Below are 19,999 nucleotides of genomic sequence, written 5' to 3' on the forward strand. Positions count from 1 at the left end.
CGATCACACCCTATCAACTATGTTGAGAGACGGCCTTATTCCCATCGCCTTCAGCTCGTCCAGCAGTAGCTTGAAGGCGTAGCTCATCTCCACCTTGCTTATCTTCTCTTCCTCTCCGCAGACAGGGCAGTAGACCTTTCCTCTGCGCTTGTCTTCGAGTGCCAGATGTCCACAGCTCTCGCAGACCCATACCTCGGTCTTATCGCTCTCCTCCAAAAGGCGCTCTATGAGCAGCATCGCGGCGCCGTGACCGATGAGGACGTCACGCTCCATCTCACCGAACCTGAGACCACCTTCCCTTGCCCTTCCCTCGGTCGGCTGCTTGGTGAGAACCTGCACCGGACCCCTTGAGCGCGCGTGCATCTTGTCGGCGACCATGTGGTGGAGCCTCTGGTAGTAGATGACGCCGACGAATATATCCGCCTCAAGGCGCCTTCCGGTTATGCCGTCGTACATGACTTCCCTTCCGCTGTGCTTGAATCCAAGCTCCTCCAGCTCCTTCCTGAGCCTTTCCTCAGGCTCTCCAATGAATGCTGTGCCGTCAACTCTTCTTCCCTTGAGCGAGGCAACCTTTCCGCCTATGGCCTCGATGAGCTGTCCAACGGTCATACGGCTCGGGATACCGTGCGGGTTGACTATGAGGTCTGGGACGATTCCGCTCTCGGTCCAGGGCATGTCCTCCTGTGGGACGATTAGACCGATGACACCCTTTTGTCCGTGCCTTGATGCGAACTTGTCTCCGAACTCGGGGATGCGGAGATCCCTGACGGTTATCTTGACGAGCTTGGTTCCGTCGCCGGTTTCGGTGATGATGACCTTGTCTACTATGCCCCTCTCGCTTGGCCTCACAGCAACGCTGGTTTCACGCCTCTCCTGGAGGATTATGCCTCCGAGGCCGCTCTGCTCCTCAAGGAACCTCGGCGGTGATGTTCTTCCAACGAGGACGTCTTTACCCTCAACCTTTGACTCGGGGAAGATTATACCGTCCTCATCGAGGTGCCTGTAGTACTTCTCACCGAGATAGCCTTGTATGGTTGGGTCAGGGACCTCGAAGCGGTCGGTCTGACCGCCCAAATACCTCTTCTCCTCGGCCTCGTAGGTTCTGAAGAAGGTTGAGCGAGCAAGACCGCGCTCTATCGAGGCCTTGTTCATGATGACTGCATCTTCCATGTTGTATCCTGAGTAGCTGAGGACAGCAACGACGAAGTTCTGACCGGCAGGTCTCTCCTCAAAACCGACGGCCTTCATTATCCTCGAGTTGACGAGCGGAACCTGCGGGTAGTGCATGAGGTGACCGCGGGTGTCAACGCGGATCCTGAAGTTTGCCCAGCCGAGACCTAGGCTCTGCTTGGCCATACCGGCACCGTAGGTGTTACGCGGAGCGGCGTTGTGCTCAGGATACGGAACGAGTGAGGCAGGGATACCGAGTATTGCCGCGGGCATGAGCTCAAGGTGGGTGTGCTCCTCGGTAACTTCCCACGGCCATGTCGCGACGTAGGCGTTCTCCTCCTCTTCGGCGTCGAGGTACTCTATAACACCCATCTTGACGAGGTCGCTCCAGTTTAGGGTGCCGTTCTTTATTCCTTCGATGTGATCCTTGGTGAGCTTTGGCTTGCCTTTTTCAACTATGATGAGCGGTCTTCTAACCCTGCCGTCGTCGCTGTTGACGTATATCTCCCTAACCTCCTCGTCCTGGTAGAGGGCAACGTTGATTGCGTCGCTTATTCTTCCGCTTCTCCTGTCGGTTCTTATTCTGTTCACGAGGCTTTCTCCGTCCTCAACGGTTCCGATGAGAACACCGTTTAGGTAGACACGCCAGAGGTTTGGATTCGGCCTCTGTTCCTCTATCGGGATAACCCCAAGCCTGTTGAGATACTCCCTGGCTTCTTCCTCGGGGATTCCTGTGGTTATCTGGGCCATCAGGGCGAGGTTCTTGACGAGACCACAGTTCGGACCTTCCGGAGTCTCCGTCGGGCATATCCTACCCCAGTGGGTTCCGTGCAAATCACGAGCCTCGAAGTGGGGCTGGTCCCTGCTGAGCGGGGAAGTAACGCGCCTGAGGTGGGAGAGGGTCGACATATAGTTGGTTCTGTCGAGAAGCTGGCTCACACCTGTTCTTCCACCCGGCCAGGCACCGGTCGCTAAAGCGTGCTCAATCCTCTCGCTGAGAACGTCGGGCCTTATCGAGTTCCTCACAAACCTCTGGATGTTCTCGAAGGTGTAGCGCTCACCCTTTCTCTGGTAGGTCTTGGTCATCTGGTACTGCATGTCCTTAACGAGCTGGCCGAAGGCGACGCGGAAGAGGTCCCTGAGAAGGTCTCCAGCGAGCTTGAGCCTCTTGTTTGCGTAGTGGTCCTTGTCGTCCTCACCGCGGAGGCCGAGGGAAAGCTCCAGAACCTTGAGGGCCATCATGCCGAGGTAGTATGCCTTGGCGCGCCTGTCCTTCTCTTCAACGCCCATGTGGGGCAGGAGGTTGTTGTCTATGATGTGCTGGGCCCTCCTGAGCCTGTACTCCTTTGGCTGGCCGGGGAGGGCAAGCTTGCCTATGTAGTCGAGAGCGTCCTCTTGGCTGGTTATGTCGCTCGCGTCCTCAAGGTTGTCGAAGAGAACCTGCTGGATGCGCGGGTCGTCGCTCACAGCCTCGACTATCTCCTTATCGCTGAGAATACCAAGAGCGCGCATGACGTAGACGAATTTAACCGGCCTGGGAACGTTTGGAATGTTGACGTAGAGAATTCCATCCTTTCTCCTCTCGACGGTGATTAGAGCCCTGTACCCGTGCCTGTAGGAGAAACACTTGGCTATCACCCTGTTCTGCCTCTGGTCCCTCTCAACAAGGGTCTTGTTCGGGGCGAGGTCTTCGATAGAGACGATGACCCTCTCGGAACCGTTGATGATAAAGTACCCTCCCGGATCCTTCGGGTCCTCGCCGAGTTTTATAAGCTCCTCGTCGCTGAGGCCGTAAAGCCTGCACGCCTTGGACTTGAGCATTATCGGGAGCTCACCTATGCGCACCTCAACGGCTTCCTGGGCGATGCCGTTAACGACGGGAATGAGCTCAAGATAAAGCGGAGCAGAATAGGTCAGGTTTCTGATCCTCGCGTCCATCGGGTAGAGGGGCTTTCTCTGCCCTTGGGCTTCCTGGAATTCGGGCTCGCCGAGGCGAACCTTTCCAAACCTAACCTCAAAATCGGGAATGTCCGGCTTGATGCCGCCGAACTCGTCTATGACCTTCTGCATCCCGTAGTCGATGAAGGCGTTGTAAGAGTCAAGGTGCTGTCTGACGAGTCCTTTCTCCTTCCAGTACGCTTCCATAACGAGCCAGAGGTCGTCAGGAGTAACGTCCACAACGGTCGGTCCTCTCGATGCCATAATCTCACCTCGCAGAATCAGTCCTCAACCACCAGGCGGTAGTAGTAATAGTAGCCCGCCGTCGGGCTCTTCCTCTTGATCTCAAGAACGTCCCCGGGCTTTGCGCCGAGAGCAACAACAGCAGGGTCTGAAGCCTTGATCTGCGGAAGCTGGGAAATGCGGATTCTGTACTTCTTGAGGAGTTCCTCTTTCTCCTCCTCACTGAGTATCCTGTGTTCAGGAACCAGCTCGTGAGTGAATATATCAAATTCTTTTTTCGCCGCCACCGAGAATTGCCCCCTTAACATTTTTTAAGAACGATTATCACTACCTCCCACCTGCGGGTTTCGGTATATAAGCTTTTCGAGTGATAACTCGCCCGTAGGGGTTTATATCGGTTGCGTAAAGTTTAAGAACCGTTTTCCATGCCGAAAAGCTACGCTGATGCACTTTTATGTTCACCGTTACTGGGAAAGACTTATAAAGGCTCGGCACGGGTTCGATGTTCAAACTTCCGGGAAAACGGCCAAACGGCCAAAATTTATTGGAGGTCTGGCATTATTAGCGGCAAAATATTGGCATCATGCTCACTTTTTACGCGTATTAATTGACATATCCAATTAAAACACGGCCAAAATTGGTCAATTTTTGGCAAGAAATGGGGGGCGTTTGAGGCTTTAAATCTGGAGTTTGCTCTTAAAATTGGGTATTTGGTGGAGTAATCCGATTTCGCGATTTAACGTGGGCAAACAAGCTTTATCTTGCCTTCATGGGTGTTACCGCTTTAATGAAGTTTACTCCTAAAAACAACAAGTTCAAGAGGTTCCACTTTTTGTTCCGGCGTTCTTTGGACGCCTTTGGGGTGAGACAATACAAGATTGGTAGTTGGGGATTAAACCCACTCAAGAACCAGCCATTTTAGAGTTGACATGCAAGCCTTGATCAAACTTCGCGAAGCAAGCTTTTAGAAAAAGCTTGACCAAAAAGTTTGTGATTCCTTTGAGCTTGCCCTTGACTTGGATTTTCTCATCATAATGAGCTCTATTTCTGCCGGGGATTCACCAAGCAAAAAGTAGTTTTTGATTGGTTCGTTTATTTTTAGCGCTCCTGAGGAGCGCGGATTAGAGTGAACCCACTTAAAAAGCCCATTAACTTTGAATTCCCTTACAACAACGCCAATTAAACCTAAAAAATCCTTAGTGGGAAGCAATTCAAAGAAGAATCACGAACTTTGATCAAACTTTTGCTTGGCAAAAGTTTGTTTTCTGGTGGGCCCGGGGGGCTTTGAACCCCCGACCACGCGGTTATGAGCCGCGCGCTCTGACCAGGCTGAGCTACGGGCCCACGAATGGCGCCGCCGCCCGGACTCGAACCGGGGACCGCCGGATTAACAGTCCGGCGCTCTACCGACTAAGCTACGGCGGCACGACCCAATGTAGGGAATACAGGGGGGATTTATAAAACTTACGGTGATGTCAAGCTGGAGAGAAAACTTTATATTCTACACCAGCCCTCATAAAACCGTGCCCCGGTAGCCTAGCCTGGCGGGGCGGCGGACTTGTAATCCGCCGGTCGCGGGTTCAAATCCCGCCCGGGGCTCCACATTGCACTTCTTCAGCTCTCATCTGGGAGCTGGCTTACATAGACCGGCCACGTTCTGTAACCATCCTGGATGTAGACCTCAAGAACATCCGCTCCGGCGTACCTAACTTCCCTCACGATTAGCTTCTTTCCACTTCTCCCCCTGAGGATATCCTCGTGAACGTCCCTTGGAAGCTCCTCTGTGACCGGAAGGATTCCTCCTTTCACGTACACCCCCTCAAGCCGGCCGTCTTTGAAGAGAAACCCCCTCACGGGCACCTCATATTCATCAATGATGTCCTCATAATGGACGGCTCCATACTTCCCAAGGATTTTGTCCATCTTCATCACCCATATGTAATTTTTCTATTACATATTGATCAGAGAGGGCCTTTATTAACTTTTTGGTGCATATATGAGCAATAGTGACCAAAAAGTGGTAGAAAAGAATTGTTAAGAATGGATATAAGGGCCGCGTCCCTTAGATATCGACCTCACCCTTTTCCCTGAGCTCTCTGTACATGCGCCAGGTTATTATCGGCCTCTTTGCTGCCAGAACGTCGTCCACCCTCTTCACCGCCGTGCTGTGGGGTGCGTTCTTGACGACCTCCGGGTTGCTGTAGGCTTCCTCACTTATCCTCTTCAAAGCCTCGACGTACGCGTCGAGTTCCTCTTTGCTGACGGTCTCGGTGGGCTCTATCATTAGAGCCTCATGGACTATCAGCGGGAAGTATATGGTCGGAGCGTGCAGTCCAAAGTCGAGGAGCCTCTTCGCCACGTCAAGGGCCTTGACTCCCGTTTCCTTCTTCATAGGCTCGGCGCTGAACACCACCTCATGCTTCCTGAGCTCCTTGTGGGGCAGCCCGTAGCCCTTAGTTCCCTTCAGCTTCTGGGTGAGGTAGTTGGCGTTGAGAACCGCTATTTCGCTGACCTCCTTAAGGCCATCCCTTCCCATTATCTTGAGGTACGTGAGGGCCCTGACGATAACCGCGAAGTTGCCGTAGAGCTCCTTCACCTTACCTATGCTCTTGGGCACGTCGTAGTCGAGGTAGTAGCCGCGCTCCTCATCGTAGCCGACAAGAGGGACTGGCAGGTAGTCCTTGAGGAAGTCCTTGACTCCGACGGGCCCGCTTCCAGGGCCGCCGCCACCGTGCGGTGTCGAGAAGGTCTTGTGGAGGTTCAGGTGGACCACATCAAAGCCCATGTCGCCGGGTCTGACCTTTCCGAGAACCGCGTTGAGGTTTGCCCCGTCGTAGTAGAGCAGACCACCGGCCCTGTGGACTATCTTCGCTATCTCAAGTATCTCGTCCTCGAAGATGCCGAGGGTGTTGGGGTTCGTGAGCATTAAACCTGCGGTTCTCTCGCTCACCGCGTTCTCAAGGGCTTCCAGATCGACGGTTCCGTTCTCGTTGGAGGGTATCTCAATGACCTTGAAGCCCGCCATTGCTGCACTGGCTGGATTCGTTCCATGGGCGGAATCAGGTACAAGCATCTCCGTCCTCTGCGTTTCACCCCGGTCGAGGTGGTAGGCGCGGATTATCATGACACCTGTGAACTCTCCGTTGGCACCGGCAGCGGGCTGAAGGGTGAAGCGGTCCATCCCGGTGATTTCCTTGAGCCACTGTTCAAGCTCCCACATTATCTTGAGAGCTCCCTGGACGGTTCTCTCGTCTTGGTACGGGTGGACGTAGGCGACGCCCGGATGGGCGGCAATCTCCTCGTTTATCTTGGGGTTGTACTTCATGGTGCACGAGCCGAGCGGGTAGATGCCGTTGTCGACGCCGTAGTTCATCTCGCTCAGGCGGGTGTAGTGTTTGACGACCTCTGGCTCGCTCAGCTCGGGAAGGTTGAGCGGGCTCTTCCTCCTCAGCTTTTCAGGGATTTCAACGCTGACGTCCTCAATCGGCTTCGGCATGGTGTAGCCGATCCTCCCCTCGCGGGAGAGTTCGAAGATGAGCGGTTCGCCCCATTTAGCCTGGCGGAACATTCAGGCCACCTCCTTGAGGGCATCTATCAGTGCATCGACCCATTCTTTTCTCGTCGTTTCTGTTGCGGCAAAGAGGGCGCTCTCTCCCAGCTCTGGGAAGTGCTTCCCTATGTAGTAGCCGCCGTGGATGTTCCTCTCAAGAAGGCCCTCATGTATCTCACTATAGGGCTTTTCGAACCTCACAAGGACGTCCTTGAAGTTAATTCCACCGAAGGGTATCTCAGCGACCTCTGAAAGCTTCTTCTTGAGGTAGGCGGTGTTCTTGAGTATGACCTCTCCAAGCTCCCTCAGTCCCCTCGGCCCGAGGGTGGCCAGGTGAATCGCGGCCGCAACGGCCACCAACGCTTCGTTCGAGCAGATGTTTGAGGTGGCCTTTGCGCGCCTTATGTGTTGCTCCCTCGTCTGGAGCGTCATGACGAAGGCCCTCCTTCCCTCGGCGTCTTTGGTCATTCCGATTATCCTTCCAGGCATCTGACGGATAAGCTTCCTGTCGTTCCTCGTCGCAAAGATGCCGGCCCTCGGTCCGCCAAAGTTCATCGGGCTGCCGAAGTAAGCGGCCTCTCCGACGACTATGTCAGCACCGAGCTCTCCGGGAGCCTCGACAATCCCGAGTATCGTTGGGTCAACCCCCACCACAAAGAGCGCCCCCGCGTCGTGGGCGATCTCCCCGACTTCCTCGATGTTTTCCTCAAGTATGCCGAAGAAGTTTGGAAGCTCTATGTAGACACCCGCGGCGCTATCAACCTCTTCCTTGAGCTTCTCAAGGTCGAGCTGGCCGCTTTCGTCCCAGGGTATCTCCACTACCTCAAGGCCCGGACCGGCGGCGTAGGTTTCGAGGACTCTCTTCTTCTCCGGGCTGAGGTGCTTCGGCACCACGAACTTGTTCTTCCGGGTTACCCTTGCGCTCATCAAAGCCGCCTCTGCCATAGCGGTTCCCCAGTCGTACATTGAGGCGTTTACTATCGGTAGCCCGACGAGTTCTGCGATTAGGCTCTGGTACTCAAAGAGCGCCTGGAGCATGCCCTGGCTTATCTCCGGCTGGTAGGGTGTGTAGGACGTAAGGAACTCGCTCCTTTCGATAAGGTACTTAACGTGCGCCGGGACGTAGTGGAAGTAGGTTCCGGCACCGAGGAAGCTGGGCGTATCAAGGATGGTTTTATTCTTGGAGAGGACTTCGCTGAGCTCAAGAAAGACTTCGTACTCACTCTTTCCATCGGGGAGATTGAACTCTTTAACCATCCCTCGGGGAACATCCGAGAACAGGCTTTCGATGGAGGACAGTCCAATTTCCTTCAGCATCTCCTCCCTATTTGCGGAGTTAGGGATGTAGTGCTTGCCCATACTTATCACCCTCTGAACTTTAAAATGTTCGTTGAAATTTAGGCCCCCGGCAATATATGCTTTGTGCCCGAGGATACCTCAAAAAAGAACGTTTTCACGACGATGGCTGGATCATAAATAGAAAATGAAATGGAAAAGGATCAGCCAGTAACGCCAACGTCCTCGAAGAACTTCTCCATAAGGCCCGCGAGCAGTCTGATGTTGTACTGCATGGTCTCATAAACCGCCCACTGGACCTTGCTGTACTCCCTGCCGTCGAGGGTTCTGAAACCGCTCGGTGAGTTGACGTCGAAGTTCGCATGGAGCTCGATGTTCCTTATCGCCCACCCGTCCACGTCGCTGTCAAGCCAGGCAGTACTGTCAACGTGTGTGTAGATGTAAACGGTATCCCCGGGAACGGTGACCCTGGTATCAACGAGCGGGTTCGGATCCTGGGCATACCTGGCAATGAGGTTCCAGTTCTTATCGTATATCTCTACGTAGCCGAGGGTCTTGAAGTAGGCGTTCTGCATGTCGATGTCCTTGAAGACTATGGTTATCGAGCTGGCACCCTTGAACTCAAGCTTGAGGACGCTCCGGTCTCCCTTCCTGAGGGTTCTTGTCCAGAAGTAGCTTCCGAGGTGACCCCACTCGCTCCATAGGTTTATGTCTTTGCCCGTGGCGTAGAGCATGTATCTCCACGAGTTGTGTGCAGCGAGATCGGCGTACGCCCAGGCGACACCGTTGGAGAGGCTCATGTGTCCGTTCTCGTTGTCCGTGAGGTATATGTCGTAGCCCTGAATAAATCTGGACTTCTCCTGGGGTATCTGCCACCACTTTATCGGTGTGAGGTCGAGCGGGACGCGGTTGTTCAGAATGTCATCCGCAACTGTCGGTGAGATTTGGTTCTCAACGAAGTCGTGGGCGTTCTCAACGTACTTCTCCTGCTCAAGGTCTTCGAAGAGGTGCGGCGTCTGGTGCCCTATGAGCATGCCCTGGTCTTCGATTATGTGGAGTGCCCTGCCGAGGTAATACATCGCTCCTGTCCTGTCGCCCTGCTTCCAGAGCTGTACCGCCTTTTCATAGAGCCTCTGGGCCATGTCTGCCGCAGATGTGTCAGGATCCCCAAGGAGGGCCACAGTAAACAGCTCGGCGTGGTCCATGGGGTCAAGGAAGTGGTACTGGCTCTGTATGGTGTACGTCTTGCCCCCGATGTCTATGCTTCCGCCTGTCCAGTCCTCGTCGTACGCACCGTAAAGGAGCTGATCCTTGTACTGCATCAGTATGCTTCCGAGGGCTGGGTTGTCCTTGTAGACGGCCTCGATTGCCTTGTACGTCAGCTTCTGGTGGACGTTCATCGGATCGTCCATCGTTGGGCCGTTTGTCGGCCATGCTGAGACCAGTCCAGACACGGCCAAAAGCGCTATTATCAGGGACAGAACCTTCTTCATTTTATCCCCCTCCAAACAGATGGCAGATTTCTCTGAGGTTAAAAGAAGTTAAAACTCTTTCGAGTTACCGGAGTTACAAAGTATACCCCATTTGAGTCGGAAGGTGTTGTCTGAAGCGGTGGCATTTAGCCCGATGTGGTGTTTGTGGCCCAAGAAAAGATGCCCCATAAAAGCAAAGCTTAAAGGCCACGCCATCCACCACGCTGGAGGGGGACATCATGATAATAGCCTTCGACTTCGATGGGACACTGGCCGACACATACTCGTGCATAGAGGAGGCATTTGTGAAAGCTTTGGAGAGACGCTGTCCATGGCTGCCCTTCAAGGGGCTCTGGGCCAAGTTGCTCACCAAAATTGAGAACTACTTTGAGAGGCCGACCTTTGGAAGCCATAAGAAGAAGTCAAAGCCCCCCTTCTTCCTGAGGACTCAGTTCTTTGAGACCTGGTTTGAGGAGAGAGCAAAGCTAACCAAACCACTCGATGATGCCCCCGAACTTCTCAAACGGCTCAAAGGGGAGGGCCACATAGTAATTTCCTTCTCGGCCGAGGACTTCATAGACGGTATGAAGGTTAGAAGGCTTAAGGAGATGGGCATCTACGACCTTTTCGACGACGTTATAGTTTTCGGACGCGAGATGACGATAGACGAGGCCTTCAGGAAGGTTCGGGAGAGGTACGGGGACGAGATATTTGTATGGGTTGACGACAAGCCCTGGCGATTCATAGGGCACGGCGACGAAAACACCGAATACGTCTGGTACTACTTCCCCTTCAGTGCCAAGTTCGTTGAGAAGAACCGCGAGAGGCTAGCCTTAATACCGCACCTCCATGTGATACGCGACCTGTGGAGCATATTCGACGTGATAGAGAGAATAAGACAGGAACGCTCACCCTGAGTCCGCGTTGGTGTACTCAAGCGTGTCCTCAATGAACTCGTCGTATGTCTCGCCATCCACCTCTTCAAGCTCTACCGTAAACTCCCTACCCAGCGCCCACCTTATGGCTACTTCTCCCCTGTCCGTTTCGGCCACTATCAGGCCGAAGGGCAGGTCGCCGGCCCAGTGATGTTTTGAAAACCCAATGGAAAAACCCCGCTTTTCAAGCTCTCCGAGTACGAGCTGATAAGTTTTAGCCGGCCCGTGAGGACTCCTTGCAAAACCAATATAGGGCATTCTTACTCACCACTGTCCACTTAATGGACAGATTTAAAACCTTTTCGGTTGTCCTAACAAAGTTTAAAAGCCGGAGGTCGAACTCCAACACATGAGGCCCACACCGCTTCCGGGAAAGGCACTGAAACTCGGAAATACCCTGGTCATAGCCGACCTTCATCTGGGCTACGAGGTCAGCATGGCAAGGGAGGGCTTTTATCTTCCCCGGGTGTTCAGAGAGGTCGTTGGGAGGCTGAAATCTCTCATAGAGCGAGAAAAACCGAGGGTTCTTGTTGTGGACGGCGATCTGAAGCACTCCTTTGTGCCCGAATGGAGGGAGAGAGAAGAGCTGAAGGCGTTCGTTGGGGAGGTACTGCCTCTGGTAAGTGAACTTGTCTTGGTGAGAGGAAACCACGACGTCGGAACTCTCTGGCTCAGGGAACTGGGTGTTGAGGTCGTTGATGAACTTGAATTGGGAAGTTGGAAGCTAGTCCACGGCCATAAACTCGTCGAGGGGGAGCGCTTCATCATAGGGCATGAACACCCGGCAATACGGCTCCGGGATGAGGTGGGGGCGCTGGTTAAGGTTCCCACCTTTCTGATGGGTGAGGAGCTTATAGTACTTCCCGCATTCAGCCCCTGGGCGTATGGAAACGATGTGCTCAGGGAGATAGTCTCACCTTTCCTCCGCGAGTATGACCTGTCTGATGCCAAGGTTCTTGTTCCTCTGGAGGACGAACTCCTGGACTTCGGCCGGCTGGGTGATCTGGGCAGGGTTTTGAGTTCACTTTGATGCCAACCTTTTAATACCCGGAGCTGAACTATTCTCGGGTGATGGAATGAGAAAGGAATACCTGGGAATCATCGGTGTGCTGCTCGTTCTCACGGTTCTTGTGTCCGGGTGCATCTCCTCGGGGGGTAACACTCCGACAACAACCACAGCCCAAAACCTACCTTTTACAAAGGATCAGCTTGAAAGCGCAGTTGCAGGAATAAAAAGCTATGAATATGTTATGTACGTTAAAACGTACAACGGAACTAAACTTGTAGCAACGCTCTATTCCAGGGTCTCCTTGGACAGAGAGGCCGGCATGAAATCCTCGATCACCATAGCAAACAAGACTGGAAAGCTGGCCTATGCCCTCTACTACTACACAACTAAAGCTGGCTTTGTAACACTAACCAACAGGAGTGGTCTGATAGACTGGCAGTTCTCGTGCTATGAGAATGGAAATGAACCCAAAGTGAACTCAACCCTTCTTGATAACCTCTGGAAGGACTTTCCCCTTGAAAATACAACGCTCACAACTGAGGGAGACTATTATATCCTCACAGTTAACCACACCCTCTGGAGTGAAGCGAGGAATGAAAAGGACTACAGCGGTACCGTGACAATAAAGCTGACCAAAAACCTCATCCCCGTTGAGATACTCCAGAAGGCATACTACAGGAAAGACAACGAACGCTGGGTTGACGAGATTAAAATAGAGATAACCAGCGTTAATTCGACCTCTGTAAAGCCTCCCCAGCCTCTCGTGGATTACCTGCAAGGTCAGGGACTCGACATAGGGGAGCTTCTTGGCAAATGCTAAACCTTTAAATTTTCAAGCCCCCAATTTTCTTTTGGTGAAGTGACGTATGGACTTCCTAAGCGCAATAGTGTTCTTTGCATACGCTCCCGCTCTGGTGATACTCTGGTACTTCTATCACGCCGATAAGTACGAGCCGGAACCGAGAAAGTACGTGGTAGGGACGTTTATACTCGGGGGGACACTCTCCGTTGGAATCGCCTACATCTTAGAGAGTGTTCTTACCATCGGAGGCATCGTGCAACCGGTTCTTCCGCTGACCGCGTTTTACGTTGCCCTTGTGGCGGGGATCGTTGAGGAGCCCGCCAAGGCGCTGGCAATAAGGTGGCCATTCAAAGCGGGCCAGATGGACGGCATAATGGACGGCCTTGTTTACGGCGTCGCGGCTGGTCTGGGATTTGCAGCAACCGAGAACTTTCTCTACGGCCTGGGATACGGTGTTTCGGTAACCATTGTTAGGGCGTTCCTTACCCCATTCGCCCACGGTGCCTGGAGTGCGGTCATAGGCGTCGGCTACGGGATGAAGGCTGAGGGCAAAGTGACCTCCGTCAGGCCCTATTTCCTCCTCGCGATGCTCCTCCACTTCATCTGGGACTACTACGCCTTCCTGAGCCGAGAGGTGCCTGCGTACAACATAATCCTGATACTGCTGATACTCGTGAACCTCGCCATACTCCGATACTTCATGATAATGGGCCAGGCAGAGGACGTTGGCAGGCTGTGGTACTACTGGTTCAAGAGGAGGGATGGAATGTGAAACTTAAAGAGGCTCTGTTTGAGGCAAGGCCCTACGTGGAGTACTATGAGAGGCTGGAAAATCTCGTGAAACGCCTCTGGGAGGAATCCACGGATGAGGCAAATTTTCTTCGGCTCCTTAACGAGGAGATAGAGCGCGCGGAAGAGCCATTTAGGACAGACCTCAGGATATTCCTCCAGAAGTTCGAGGCACTTTGAGCTTTCCACTTTTTGCTAACTTTTCTCAGTAGTTTGCAAAATCTGAATAGAAAAAGTATTTAAACCTATTCATGGATATTATGGTGAGACTATGGGAGGTAGTACCATGAGGCGGATCATGGCGCTTTTGCTGGTTGGTCTCGTAGTACTGGCAAGTGGATGCATCGGCGATGGTGTCGGACTGACCAAGGAGAAGATTTTGAACGCCATTGATAACATTGAGACTGCCAGGTACGACCAGAACTTCTCTATGACCATGCACTTCACGGAGCCGATAACCAACAGGACGGTCAACATAACGATGTCCGGCCGTGTTATCGGGATGTTCAACAAAACCAGTGGCCTTGAAACAGGAAACATGACCATGAACATGCACACGATGGGGATGAACATCACCTTTACCTGGCCGTACTTTGTCAACGGAACCCTCGTGTACCTCAAAGTTGATGGAAAATGGTACAACGTCCCCAACAATAATGACATCTCCACCCAGGCGAAGGGCTCGCTTAACGTTGACTACATCGAGAACCTCCTTAAGATGAAGAACGTGACCATTAAGACGCTGGCAGATGGCTATGCCTTCCGCGTCAACGTTACCTTCTGGGAGTTCGTTAACGCCACCAACCAGACCGGCTACCTCAACGAGGCCTGGGGCAACCTCCCTGGCAACGTCACCGTGGACACAAAATCCGGTTGGGTTGAGGTTCACCTCCGGGACGATGGGACTCCCGTATTCATAGAGACGTACATGGACGTCGTGATGACGATGACGGGGATCTCTGAGAAACCTGTGGAAGTCCACATGACGGTTCATGATGAGGTCAAGCTCTCGGAGGTAAACAAGCCGGTACACATAGTGGCGCCCAATGGAATAGAGAACGCCAGTGACTTTGATGAAATGTTCTGGTGAGGAATTCCACCGCTAGTTCTCCCCTTTTTTATGTTTGTCCTTGAAAACCCACCACATAAGGAAGAGGACTCCCAGCACAGTGCCCCATGTTGCCAGGGAGCCCGAGAGCTCGTGAAAGCTTTCAGGTGTGTACGCGGGCCCCGCCTGCACCATGATGTTCAGCTCCGCCCACAGCCTCGTCTCGTTTTCGATTTCTTCGATCCTCTCACTGTTGCCCTCCATAGTTCTAGTGAGAATTTCTTTGCTCTCAGGGGAGAGTTCATTCAGGTGGGCGGATATTATTCCGTTCTCCATTTCGAACCTGGAAATCCACTTGGCGCAGAAATCGGAGTTGTTGTGATACGCCACCACCCATCCGTTTTTCTGGCCCTTTTTCACAATCCTGTCAACATCCCTGAGTGCAACCCTGCCCCTCATGGATATGAACCTCTCACCATGCCTTGAAACGGCCACCCTTATTCTCTCCTCCCCAAGAAACTCCTCCAGCCCTGCGGCGTCCTCCCGGCTCTTCACCGTAACGTATATGTTCACAATGTTGCAGAGCCCACCCCAGGAGGCGTTTTCTCCCCTTATCCCCTCAAGTTCGTCCATACTGGCGACCTGTTCACTGACCAGAGACGTCTCCCTGTAGTAGATGCCGAGGAATATTGAGCCCAGGAGTATGAAAATCATGAACGGAGCCATCGCGAGCATCAGGCCCCTCTTTCCCTCCATACCATCACCAGCCCAGCAATTCCCGTGAGAATGACACCCGTCCACAGGGTCCCCATCAGGGGTGCGTTGCTCTCCGTCTTTACCGGGTACGTCAGTATGACGTGGGCAAACGTTGCGTTGCAGATCTGCCCTTTCTGTCTCAATCCCAGAAGCCCTTCCAGCTCGATGGTGCGGTTGTGGATGAACTCCCTCTCCATAGGGTCGTCAATCAGGCCTTCCAGCTCCCTGTAGGCTTCCAGCTCCTTTTCCAGCCGGTTCCGGTCGAGTTTGACAGGTTTTGATTCAACCTTTCCCCAGGGCCGGCATGTGTTCGGAAGGGCTGAGTAAAACTCGCTCTTGTTGAAGACCACGGCATCGGTTTCGTCGTAGCCGTTGGTGAACTCTATCGAGAAGTGTGGAAACCCATCGAGAGCCGTTATGGTTCTGTTCAGCTCCCAATCGGAGCGGATGTGGCACGTGACGATAACCCTTTCGGCCGGTTCGCAGAGGTATGGTTTTGTTACGTTGTGCTTCTCAAGCTCCTCCGTGAACTCCTCAAGGTTGGAATCTATTGTCAGTCGTGGAGGGGGAACGTACCTCACCGGCGGTACCATTGCAGATGCCAGCATTAGGGCAATGGCCATGAGAATTAGAAGCGGACCCCACCGCATACCTCCACCATATAGAGTAAAGGAAAGAGCCTTAAAAGATTTTTTTACCTGAGTCCAAGGGTTTTAAGATATCCAATCATCCTTTCCACATCGTTCGCTATTACAACGTCAAACAGCCCCTTAAGCCTGGCCAGATTGTCGTCTTTGTAGAACAGGACGTCGTTCTCGGTCCAGAGAACAACTTTGAGGCCGAGGGAGCGCGCCCATCCTATCGCCTGCACGGTCTTCTCGAAGCCGATTATGGGTATCGCCTCCATTGGTACGTTTATCGACCAGAGGCCGAGTTCCTCCTTCAGCTTTGGAATCAGCGGAACGACCTCTTCACGGTCTATTAGGAGGCCCATCACGGTCTCTCCGTCATGCTTCCTGTACTCCCTGAGTGCGTCTATTATGAAAGAGGATATCATGACCCTGTCAGGGCTGTTTTCGGCCACGATTCTTGCGACCTCTCTGGCCGTGTCGGGGTCTTTGAGCTCGATGTTGACAAGGGCATTTTGGGGAAGGGTCTCAAAAACTTCCTCAAGTGTTGGTATTTTCTCCCCCATGCCGATATCAGCCCTTTTGAGCTCTTCGAGGGTCATCTCCTTCTGCCTTCCGTTCATGTTGCTCGTCCTGTCTATGGTCTCGTCGTGCATGACGATGACCTTTCCGTCCCTGGTCAGCCACACGTCCAGTTCGATTCCATCTGCACCGGCTTCGATAGCCTTCCTGAAGGCCAGGAGGCTGTTCTCCGGGTAGGCGCTCATGTATCCCCTGTGTCCAAGGACGATAACACTATCGCGTTCCCACATATGAATCGCCCCGAGAGACTACACCTTCAGCGTAAAAACTTTTCCTAAGTCTTGCCGGGTTATCGGATATGACGACATCAACCAGGTGAAGCAGTCTCGGGATCCAGACCCTCTCGTCCATTCGGTAGTTCCAGATGTAAACCCTCAGCCCGCGCCGCCTGAGGGTTCTCAGAAGAACCACCAGTGGCTGATAGCCAATGTACGAAACAGCGTCTATCGGCACATGGACGGAGGTCATTCCCCTGAGGAGGGGTATCCGTGGGATCGAGGAGTATCCGACTATTGAGAGTCCTACCCTGCATTCCGGACACTCCGTGAGTATGGCCCGAACTATCGCGGGGTTCTCCGATGAGAACACCGTGTTTTCGGTGGCCTTGTGTCGTTCGAGGAGCTTCGTTATGCCATCAACGGCGTCTATTTCTTTTACGTCCACGTTCAGAAGAACCTCTGGGAAGGAGCGGAGAACTTCTTCCACTGTGGGAACGAGTTTCCCCAGCGGGTGCAGTTTCCTCAGCTCCCTCAGGGTCAGCGCCCTCAGTCTGTACCGCGAGCCGTTCGCCTGAAAAGAATCGTCGTGGTGGACTATGAGCTTTCCATCGCCCGTTAGTCTGACGTCGAACTCGATTCCATCCGCATACCTGAGCGCCCTCCTGAACGCTGGGAGGGTGTTTTCGAGCCTCCCCCTGAAGCCCCTGTGACCCAGGATTAGGGGTTTTTCACTGTCCATAAGTGTCATCTCCGCTACCGTTCAAAAATGGACTCACAACCCTTAAAAGCTTCATCGGTTTATTTTCCCTGTTGTCACGACCCGCAGCGGGGGTGAGTACCTTGGAGTTCAAATATTCGAGAATATTCCTCCTTGGGTTTGGCTTCTTCGGAATAAGTATAATATGGGCGCTCTACAACGCCTACGTGCCAATATTCCTGCAGGACACATTCCATCTCAGCAAGACGGTGACCGGCTTCATCATGACCATCGACAACCTGTTCGCGGTTCTCCTCCTCCCGTTCCTTGGGGCATTAAGCGACATGACCCGGACAAGACTGGGGCGCAGAAAGCCCTACATACTCCTGGGCGCGCCCTCTGCCGCGATAATGTTTGCGCTCATACCCGTTTCGAGGATGTATGAGAACCTTGCCCTCTTCATGGGGACGATAGTCTTTATGAACTTTTTTATGGCCCTCTTCCGCTCCCCGGTTGTTGCCTTTATGCCGGACATCACGCCTAGCGAGAAGAGGAGCCAGGCCAACGGGATAATCAACTTTATGGGCGGCCTTGGGGCACTGCTGGCGTACTTCGGTGGCAAGGTTCTCTACGACATGAACTACGCCTACCCGTTCTACTTCGGTGCCGCGATAATGCTCCTCGCCAACCTCCTGGTTGTCCTCTTCGTCCCCGAGCCGGAGGAGTACCGTGTTCCAGGGAAGAAGGTCAGCATCAGGAAGCTCCTGTCGGAGACATCCCACAAGAGCTTCGGTGAGCTCAAGGAGAACCTCAAGGACGTCTTCGCCAGCCACGAGAGGAGCCTGCTCGCCATCCTTTTGGCCATATCCCTCTGGTTCATAGCCTTCAACTCCCTGGAAACCTTCTTCACGAGCTACGCCAAGTACTACCTCGGCATCGAGGAGAGCACCGGCGCGTTCATGCTCGGCCTGTTTTCCCTCAGCTTCATGATATTTGCAATTCCAGCGGGCTTCATTGGAGCGAGACTCGGCAGGAGACGGACCATAACGCTCGGGCTGATGGTGATAGTTGCCATACTCATAGCGGCCTATCTCGTTGGCGAGGGACAGAAGCCCGAGTCCAGCTCCCTGGGCGACCCGGTCGTCATGACGTTCATGGGGCTCTTCTTCGTCGGGGGCATGGGCTGGGCGATGGTGAACGTCAACTCCCTGCCGATGGTAGTTGACATGACGACCGAGGAGAAGCTCGGCGGCTACACCGGGCTCTACTACTTCTTCAGTCAGGCGGCGAACCTGGTTGCACCTCCGCTGGCAGGGGCATTCCTCGACCTCATCGGCTACAGGACGCTGATACCGTTCTCGATAGCCTTCTTCATACTCTCTGCGATAGCGATGCAGTTCGTCAGGCGTGGGGACATCGTCCAGCGCAGGGGCGACATACTGGACTACGTTCCGGATATGGACTAAAGTCCTTTCATTTTTTGTCCTATTTAGCCCGTTGAACCGAAAACGTAAAAACTTCCTTTTGACATAGGTGTGTAAAATAAGGGGGTGAAGCCATGAAGAGAAAAGGTTTCAGCTGGGGTGTTGTTCTTGGCCTCGCTCTGCTCGGCTTCAGCAGGAGCACCGGCTGGGCGCTCAACAAGGGACTCTCGTTCCCACTGCTCTCAAGCTACACCGGTTCGGCATTTGTAAAGGGAACCATCCTTGCCGCTGAGGGCTTTATCGGCCTTTTCATACCGGTTCTCCTCGGCTATTACAGCGATACACTCAAATCAAAGCACGGGAGAAGAAGGCCATTTATAATGGCGGGTGGCCTTTTGGCAGGAATCGCGGCACTGATGGTATACACCGGCTACGCGATGGGCGTTCCGCTGTGGGGCTTTGCGCTCACTCTTGGCTTCTTCTACCTCTCGATGCACCTCTACACCGCACAGTACCGTGCCCTGATGCCGGATACAATCGAAAGCGGTCAGAGAGGAAAGGCGAGCGGAGTTATCACACTCCTCGAATGGGCGGGCAACCTCTTCCTGTTTGGCCTCGCCGGATTCCTGATAGCGAAGGCAGTAGCTGAAACCGGAGAGAACGAGGGAATAAAGGCGCTGGCACAGACACCCTATTTGAAGGTCCCCTTCCTTGTGACAGCGGCCTTTCTTATAGGCGCGGCCCTCTTTGTGTACTTCATCGTCAAGGAGCCAGAAGCCCCTGAAATCGAGGAGGACGAAAGCCTCTGGGACTACCTCAAGAGCATTGTTGAGAACCGTGACTTCCTCAAGTTCTACGCGGCGCAGACACTCTGGTGGATGAGCTTCGAGTTCATAGCCATATTCCTCTACGGTATACTTGCTTACATCCTCTACGGCTCTGCGACCGAGGAAAACATCAAAGCGGTCACCTCGCTCGGCCTCTACCTTATGGCGCTCTTCAACATAACGGTCCTCCTCGGTGCCCTTCCGGGAGGTATAATCTACGACAAACTCGGGAGGAGGTTGAGCATAATCCTCGGGGGACTTATATTCGCCCTCCCCCAGCTATGGGGATGGTTCATAAAGAGTCAGACAGAGATAGTGATTGCCCTTGGGGTAGCAGGACTGGGCTGGGGAGTGCTCATGGCCGCCTCATACCCGGTAATCGGGGACCTGCTAACAAAATTCGAGAGGGAAGCCTTCACCGGCAGGTATTACGGCTTCTTCGAGGCCACGCGCTCCCTCCCGGTTCTTCTCGCCGGGATCATCGGCGGTGCGATAGTTGACTTGGCTGGAGAAAACTACAGGGTGCTCTTCCCGATCGGGGCCCTGCTCGTCCTCCTGGCGATGCCGATGATATGGCACATGAAGAACCTCGATGTCGCGGAGGAGGGTTGAGC

General features: G+C 53.6%; 19 protein-coding genes and 3 tRNA genes. 9 read left to right on the forward strand and 13 right to left on the reverse strand.

Translation table 11 applies throughout. The features are described from left to right. Positions 1–3 precede the first annotated feature (3 nt). From A3L14_RS03440 to A3L14_RS03455, 4 genes are all read right to left on the reverse strand, one after another. Positions 4–3,372, reverse strand: a complete 3,369-nt coding sequence (locus A3L14_RS03440) for a DNA-directed RNA polymerase subunit B (protein ID WP_074631405.1) — start codon at positions 3,370–3,372, stop codon at positions 4–6. A gap of 17 nt (positions 3,373–3,389) precedes the next feature. Further along, positions 3,390–3,638 (reverse strand): DNA-directed RNA polymerase subunit H, encoded by a 249-nt coding sequence (locus A3L14_RS03445; RefSeq protein ID WP_055429124.1) that lies wholly within the window; start codon positions 3,636–3,638, stop codon positions 3,390–3,392. 979 nt (positions 3,639–4,617) lie between these two features. Further along, positions 4,618–4,695 (reverse strand) — tRNA-Ile (locus tag A3L14_RS03450). Between the two features lie 5 nt (positions 4,696–4,700). Continuing rightward, positions 4,701–4,776: transfer RNA gene (locus tag A3L14_RS03455), tRNA-Asn, on the reverse strand. A gap of 100 nt (positions 4,777–4,876) precedes the next feature. Here A3L14_RS03455 and A3L14_RS03460 point away from each other — a divergent pair. Then, positions 4,877–4,953: transfer RNA gene (locus A3L14_RS03460), tRNA-Thr, on the forward strand. A gap of 12 nt (positions 4,954–4,965) precedes the next feature. On the opposite strand, the gene A3L14_RS03465 is transcribed toward A3L14_RS03460, so the two are convergent. From A3L14_RS03465 to A3L14_RS03480, 4 genes are all read right to left on the reverse strand, one after another. Further along, positions 4,966–5,280: a hypothetical protein gene (locus A3L14_RS03465; RefSeq protein WP_143597810.1), complete on the reverse strand. Its 315-nt coding sequence runs from the start codon at positions 5,278–5,280 to the stop codon at positions 4,966–4,968. A gap of 133 nt (positions 5,281–5,413) precedes the next feature. Further along, on the reverse strand, positions 5,414–6,919 hold the full coding sequence (gcvPB, locus tag A3L14_RS03470; RefSeq protein WP_055429053.1) for an aminomethyl-transferring glycine dehydrogenase subunit GcvPB: 1,506 nt from the start codon (positions 6,917–6,919) through the stop codon (positions 5,414–5,416). Beyond that, a complete protein-coding gene (gene gcvPA, locus A3L14_RS03475; protein ID WP_055429052.1) occupies positions 6,920–8,260 on the reverse strand; it encodes an aminomethyl-transferring glycine dehydrogenase subunit GcvPA in 1,341 nt (446 codons plus the stop codon). Positions 8,261–8,400: 140 nt separating this feature from the next. Continuing rightward, the gene (locus A3L14_RS03480) at positions 8,401–9,690 is read right to left on the reverse strand and encodes a phospholipase C/P1 nuclease family protein (protein ID WP_055429051.1); all 1,290 of its coding nucleotides are present in this window, start codon (positions 9,688–9,690) and stop codon (positions 8,401–8,403) included. A gap of 218 nt (positions 9,691–9,908) precedes the next feature. On the opposite strand from A3L14_RS03480, the gene A3L14_RS03485 reads away from it, so the two are divergent. After that, entirely contained in the window at positions 9,909–10,586 is a 678-nt protein-coding gene (locus A3L14_RS03485; protein WP_055429050.1) for an HAD family hydrolase, read from the forward strand. On the opposite strand, the gene A3L14_RS03490 is transcribed toward A3L14_RS03485, so the two are convergent. Continuing rightward, a complete protein-coding gene (locus A3L14_RS03490) occupies positions 10,578–10,862 on the reverse strand; it encodes a hypothetical protein (RefSeq protein ID WP_055429049.1) in 285 nt (94 codons plus the stop codon). The two genes, A3L14_RS03485 and A3L14_RS03490, sit on opposite strands and share 9 nt — an antisense overlap. A gap of 91 nt (positions 10,863–10,953) precedes the next feature. Here A3L14_RS03490 and A3L14_RS03495 point away from each other — a divergent pair, with 91 nt between their 5' ends. The 5 genes from A3L14_RS03495 (at position 10,954) to A3L14_RS03515 (ending at position 14,294) form a co-directional block, all read left to right on the forward strand. After that, positions 10,954–11,634, forward strand: coding sequence for a metallophosphoesterase (locus tag A3L14_RS03495; RefSeq protein ID WP_055429048.1), 681 nt, complete (start codon positions 10,954–10,956; stop codon positions 11,632–11,634). A gap of 46 nt (positions 11,635–11,680) precedes the next feature. Beyond that, on the forward strand, positions 11,681–12,433 hold the full coding sequence (locus A3L14_RS03500; RefSeq protein ID WP_055429047.1) for a hypothetical protein: 753 nt from the start codon (positions 11,681–11,683) through the stop codon (positions 12,431–12,433). Between the two features lie 46 nt (positions 12,434–12,479). Then, positions 12,480–13,187: a PrsW family intramembrane metalloprotease gene (locus A3L14_RS03505; RefSeq protein WP_055429046.1), complete on the forward strand. Its 708-nt coding sequence runs from the start codon at positions 12,480–12,482 to the stop codon at positions 13,185–13,187. Further along, complete coding sequence (locus A3L14_RS03510) at positions 13,184–13,384, forward strand: hypothetical protein (protein WP_088886107.1); 201 nt, start codon at positions 13,184–13,186, stop codon at positions 13,382–13,384. Before A3L14_RS03505 ends, A3L14_RS03510 begins: the two co-directional genes overlap by 4 nt. 106 nt (positions 13,385–13,490) lie before the next feature. Continuing rightward, positions 13,491–14,294: a hypothetical protein gene (locus A3L14_RS03515; protein WP_055429045.1), complete on the forward strand. Its 804-nt coding sequence runs from the start codon at positions 13,491–13,493 to the stop codon at positions 14,292–14,294. 12 nt (positions 14,295–14,306) lie between these two features. On the opposite strand, the gene A3L14_RS03520 is transcribed toward A3L14_RS03515, so the two are convergent. Genes A3L14_RS03520 through A3L14_RS03535 form a run of 4 tightly spaced genes read right to left on the reverse strand, consistent with a single transcriptional unit; the run spans position 14,307 to position 17,176 of the window. Next, the gene (locus tag A3L14_RS03520; RefSeq protein WP_055429044.1) at positions 14,307–15,008 is read right to left on the reverse strand and encodes a hypothetical protein; all 702 of its coding nucleotides are present in this window, start codon (positions 15,006–15,008) and stop codon (positions 14,307–14,309) included. Next, positions 14,987–15,658 (reverse strand): hypothetical protein, encoded by a 672-nt coding sequence (locus A3L14_RS03525; protein ID WP_055429043.1) that lies wholly within the window; start codon positions 15,656–15,658, stop codon positions 14,987–14,989. Before A3L14_RS03525 ends, A3L14_RS03520 begins: the two co-directional genes overlap by 22 nt. A gap of 44 nt (positions 15,659–15,702) precedes the next feature. Next, complete coding sequence (locus A3L14_RS03530; RefSeq protein WP_055429042.1) at positions 15,703–16,449, reverse strand: glycerophosphodiester phosphodiesterase family protein; 747 nt, start codon at positions 16,447–16,449, stop codon at positions 15,703–15,705. Further along, the gene (locus A3L14_RS03535; protein WP_232473404.1) at positions 16,433–17,176 is read right to left on the reverse strand and encodes a glycerophosphodiester phosphodiesterase family protein; all 744 of its coding nucleotides are present in this window, start codon (positions 17,174–17,176) and stop codon (positions 16,433–16,435) included. The genes A3L14_RS03530 and A3L14_RS03535 overlap by 17 nt, the downstream gene beginning before the upstream one ends. Before the next feature lie 101 nt (positions 17,177–17,277). Here A3L14_RS03535 and A3L14_RS03540 point away from each other — a divergent pair, with 101 nt between their 5' ends. Next, a complete protein-coding gene (locus tag A3L14_RS03540) occupies positions 17,278–18,600 on the forward strand; it encodes an SLC45 family MFS transporter (RefSeq protein WP_055429040.1) in 1,323 nt (440 codons plus the stop codon). A 92-nt stretch (positions 18,601–18,692) separates the two neighbouring features. Continuing rightward, on the forward strand, positions 18,693–19,997 hold the full coding sequence (locus tag A3L14_RS03545) for an MFS transporter (RefSeq protein ID WP_055429039.1): 1,305 nt from the start codon (positions 18,693–18,695) through the stop codon (positions 19,995–19,997). Positions 19,998–19,999: the final 2 nt, after the last annotated feature.

Origin of the sequence: Thermococcus thioreducens (assembly GCF_002214545.1) — an archaeon.
GTDB lineage: Archaea > Methanobacteriota_B > Thermococci > Thermococcales > Thermococcaceae > Thermococcus > Thermococcus thioreducens.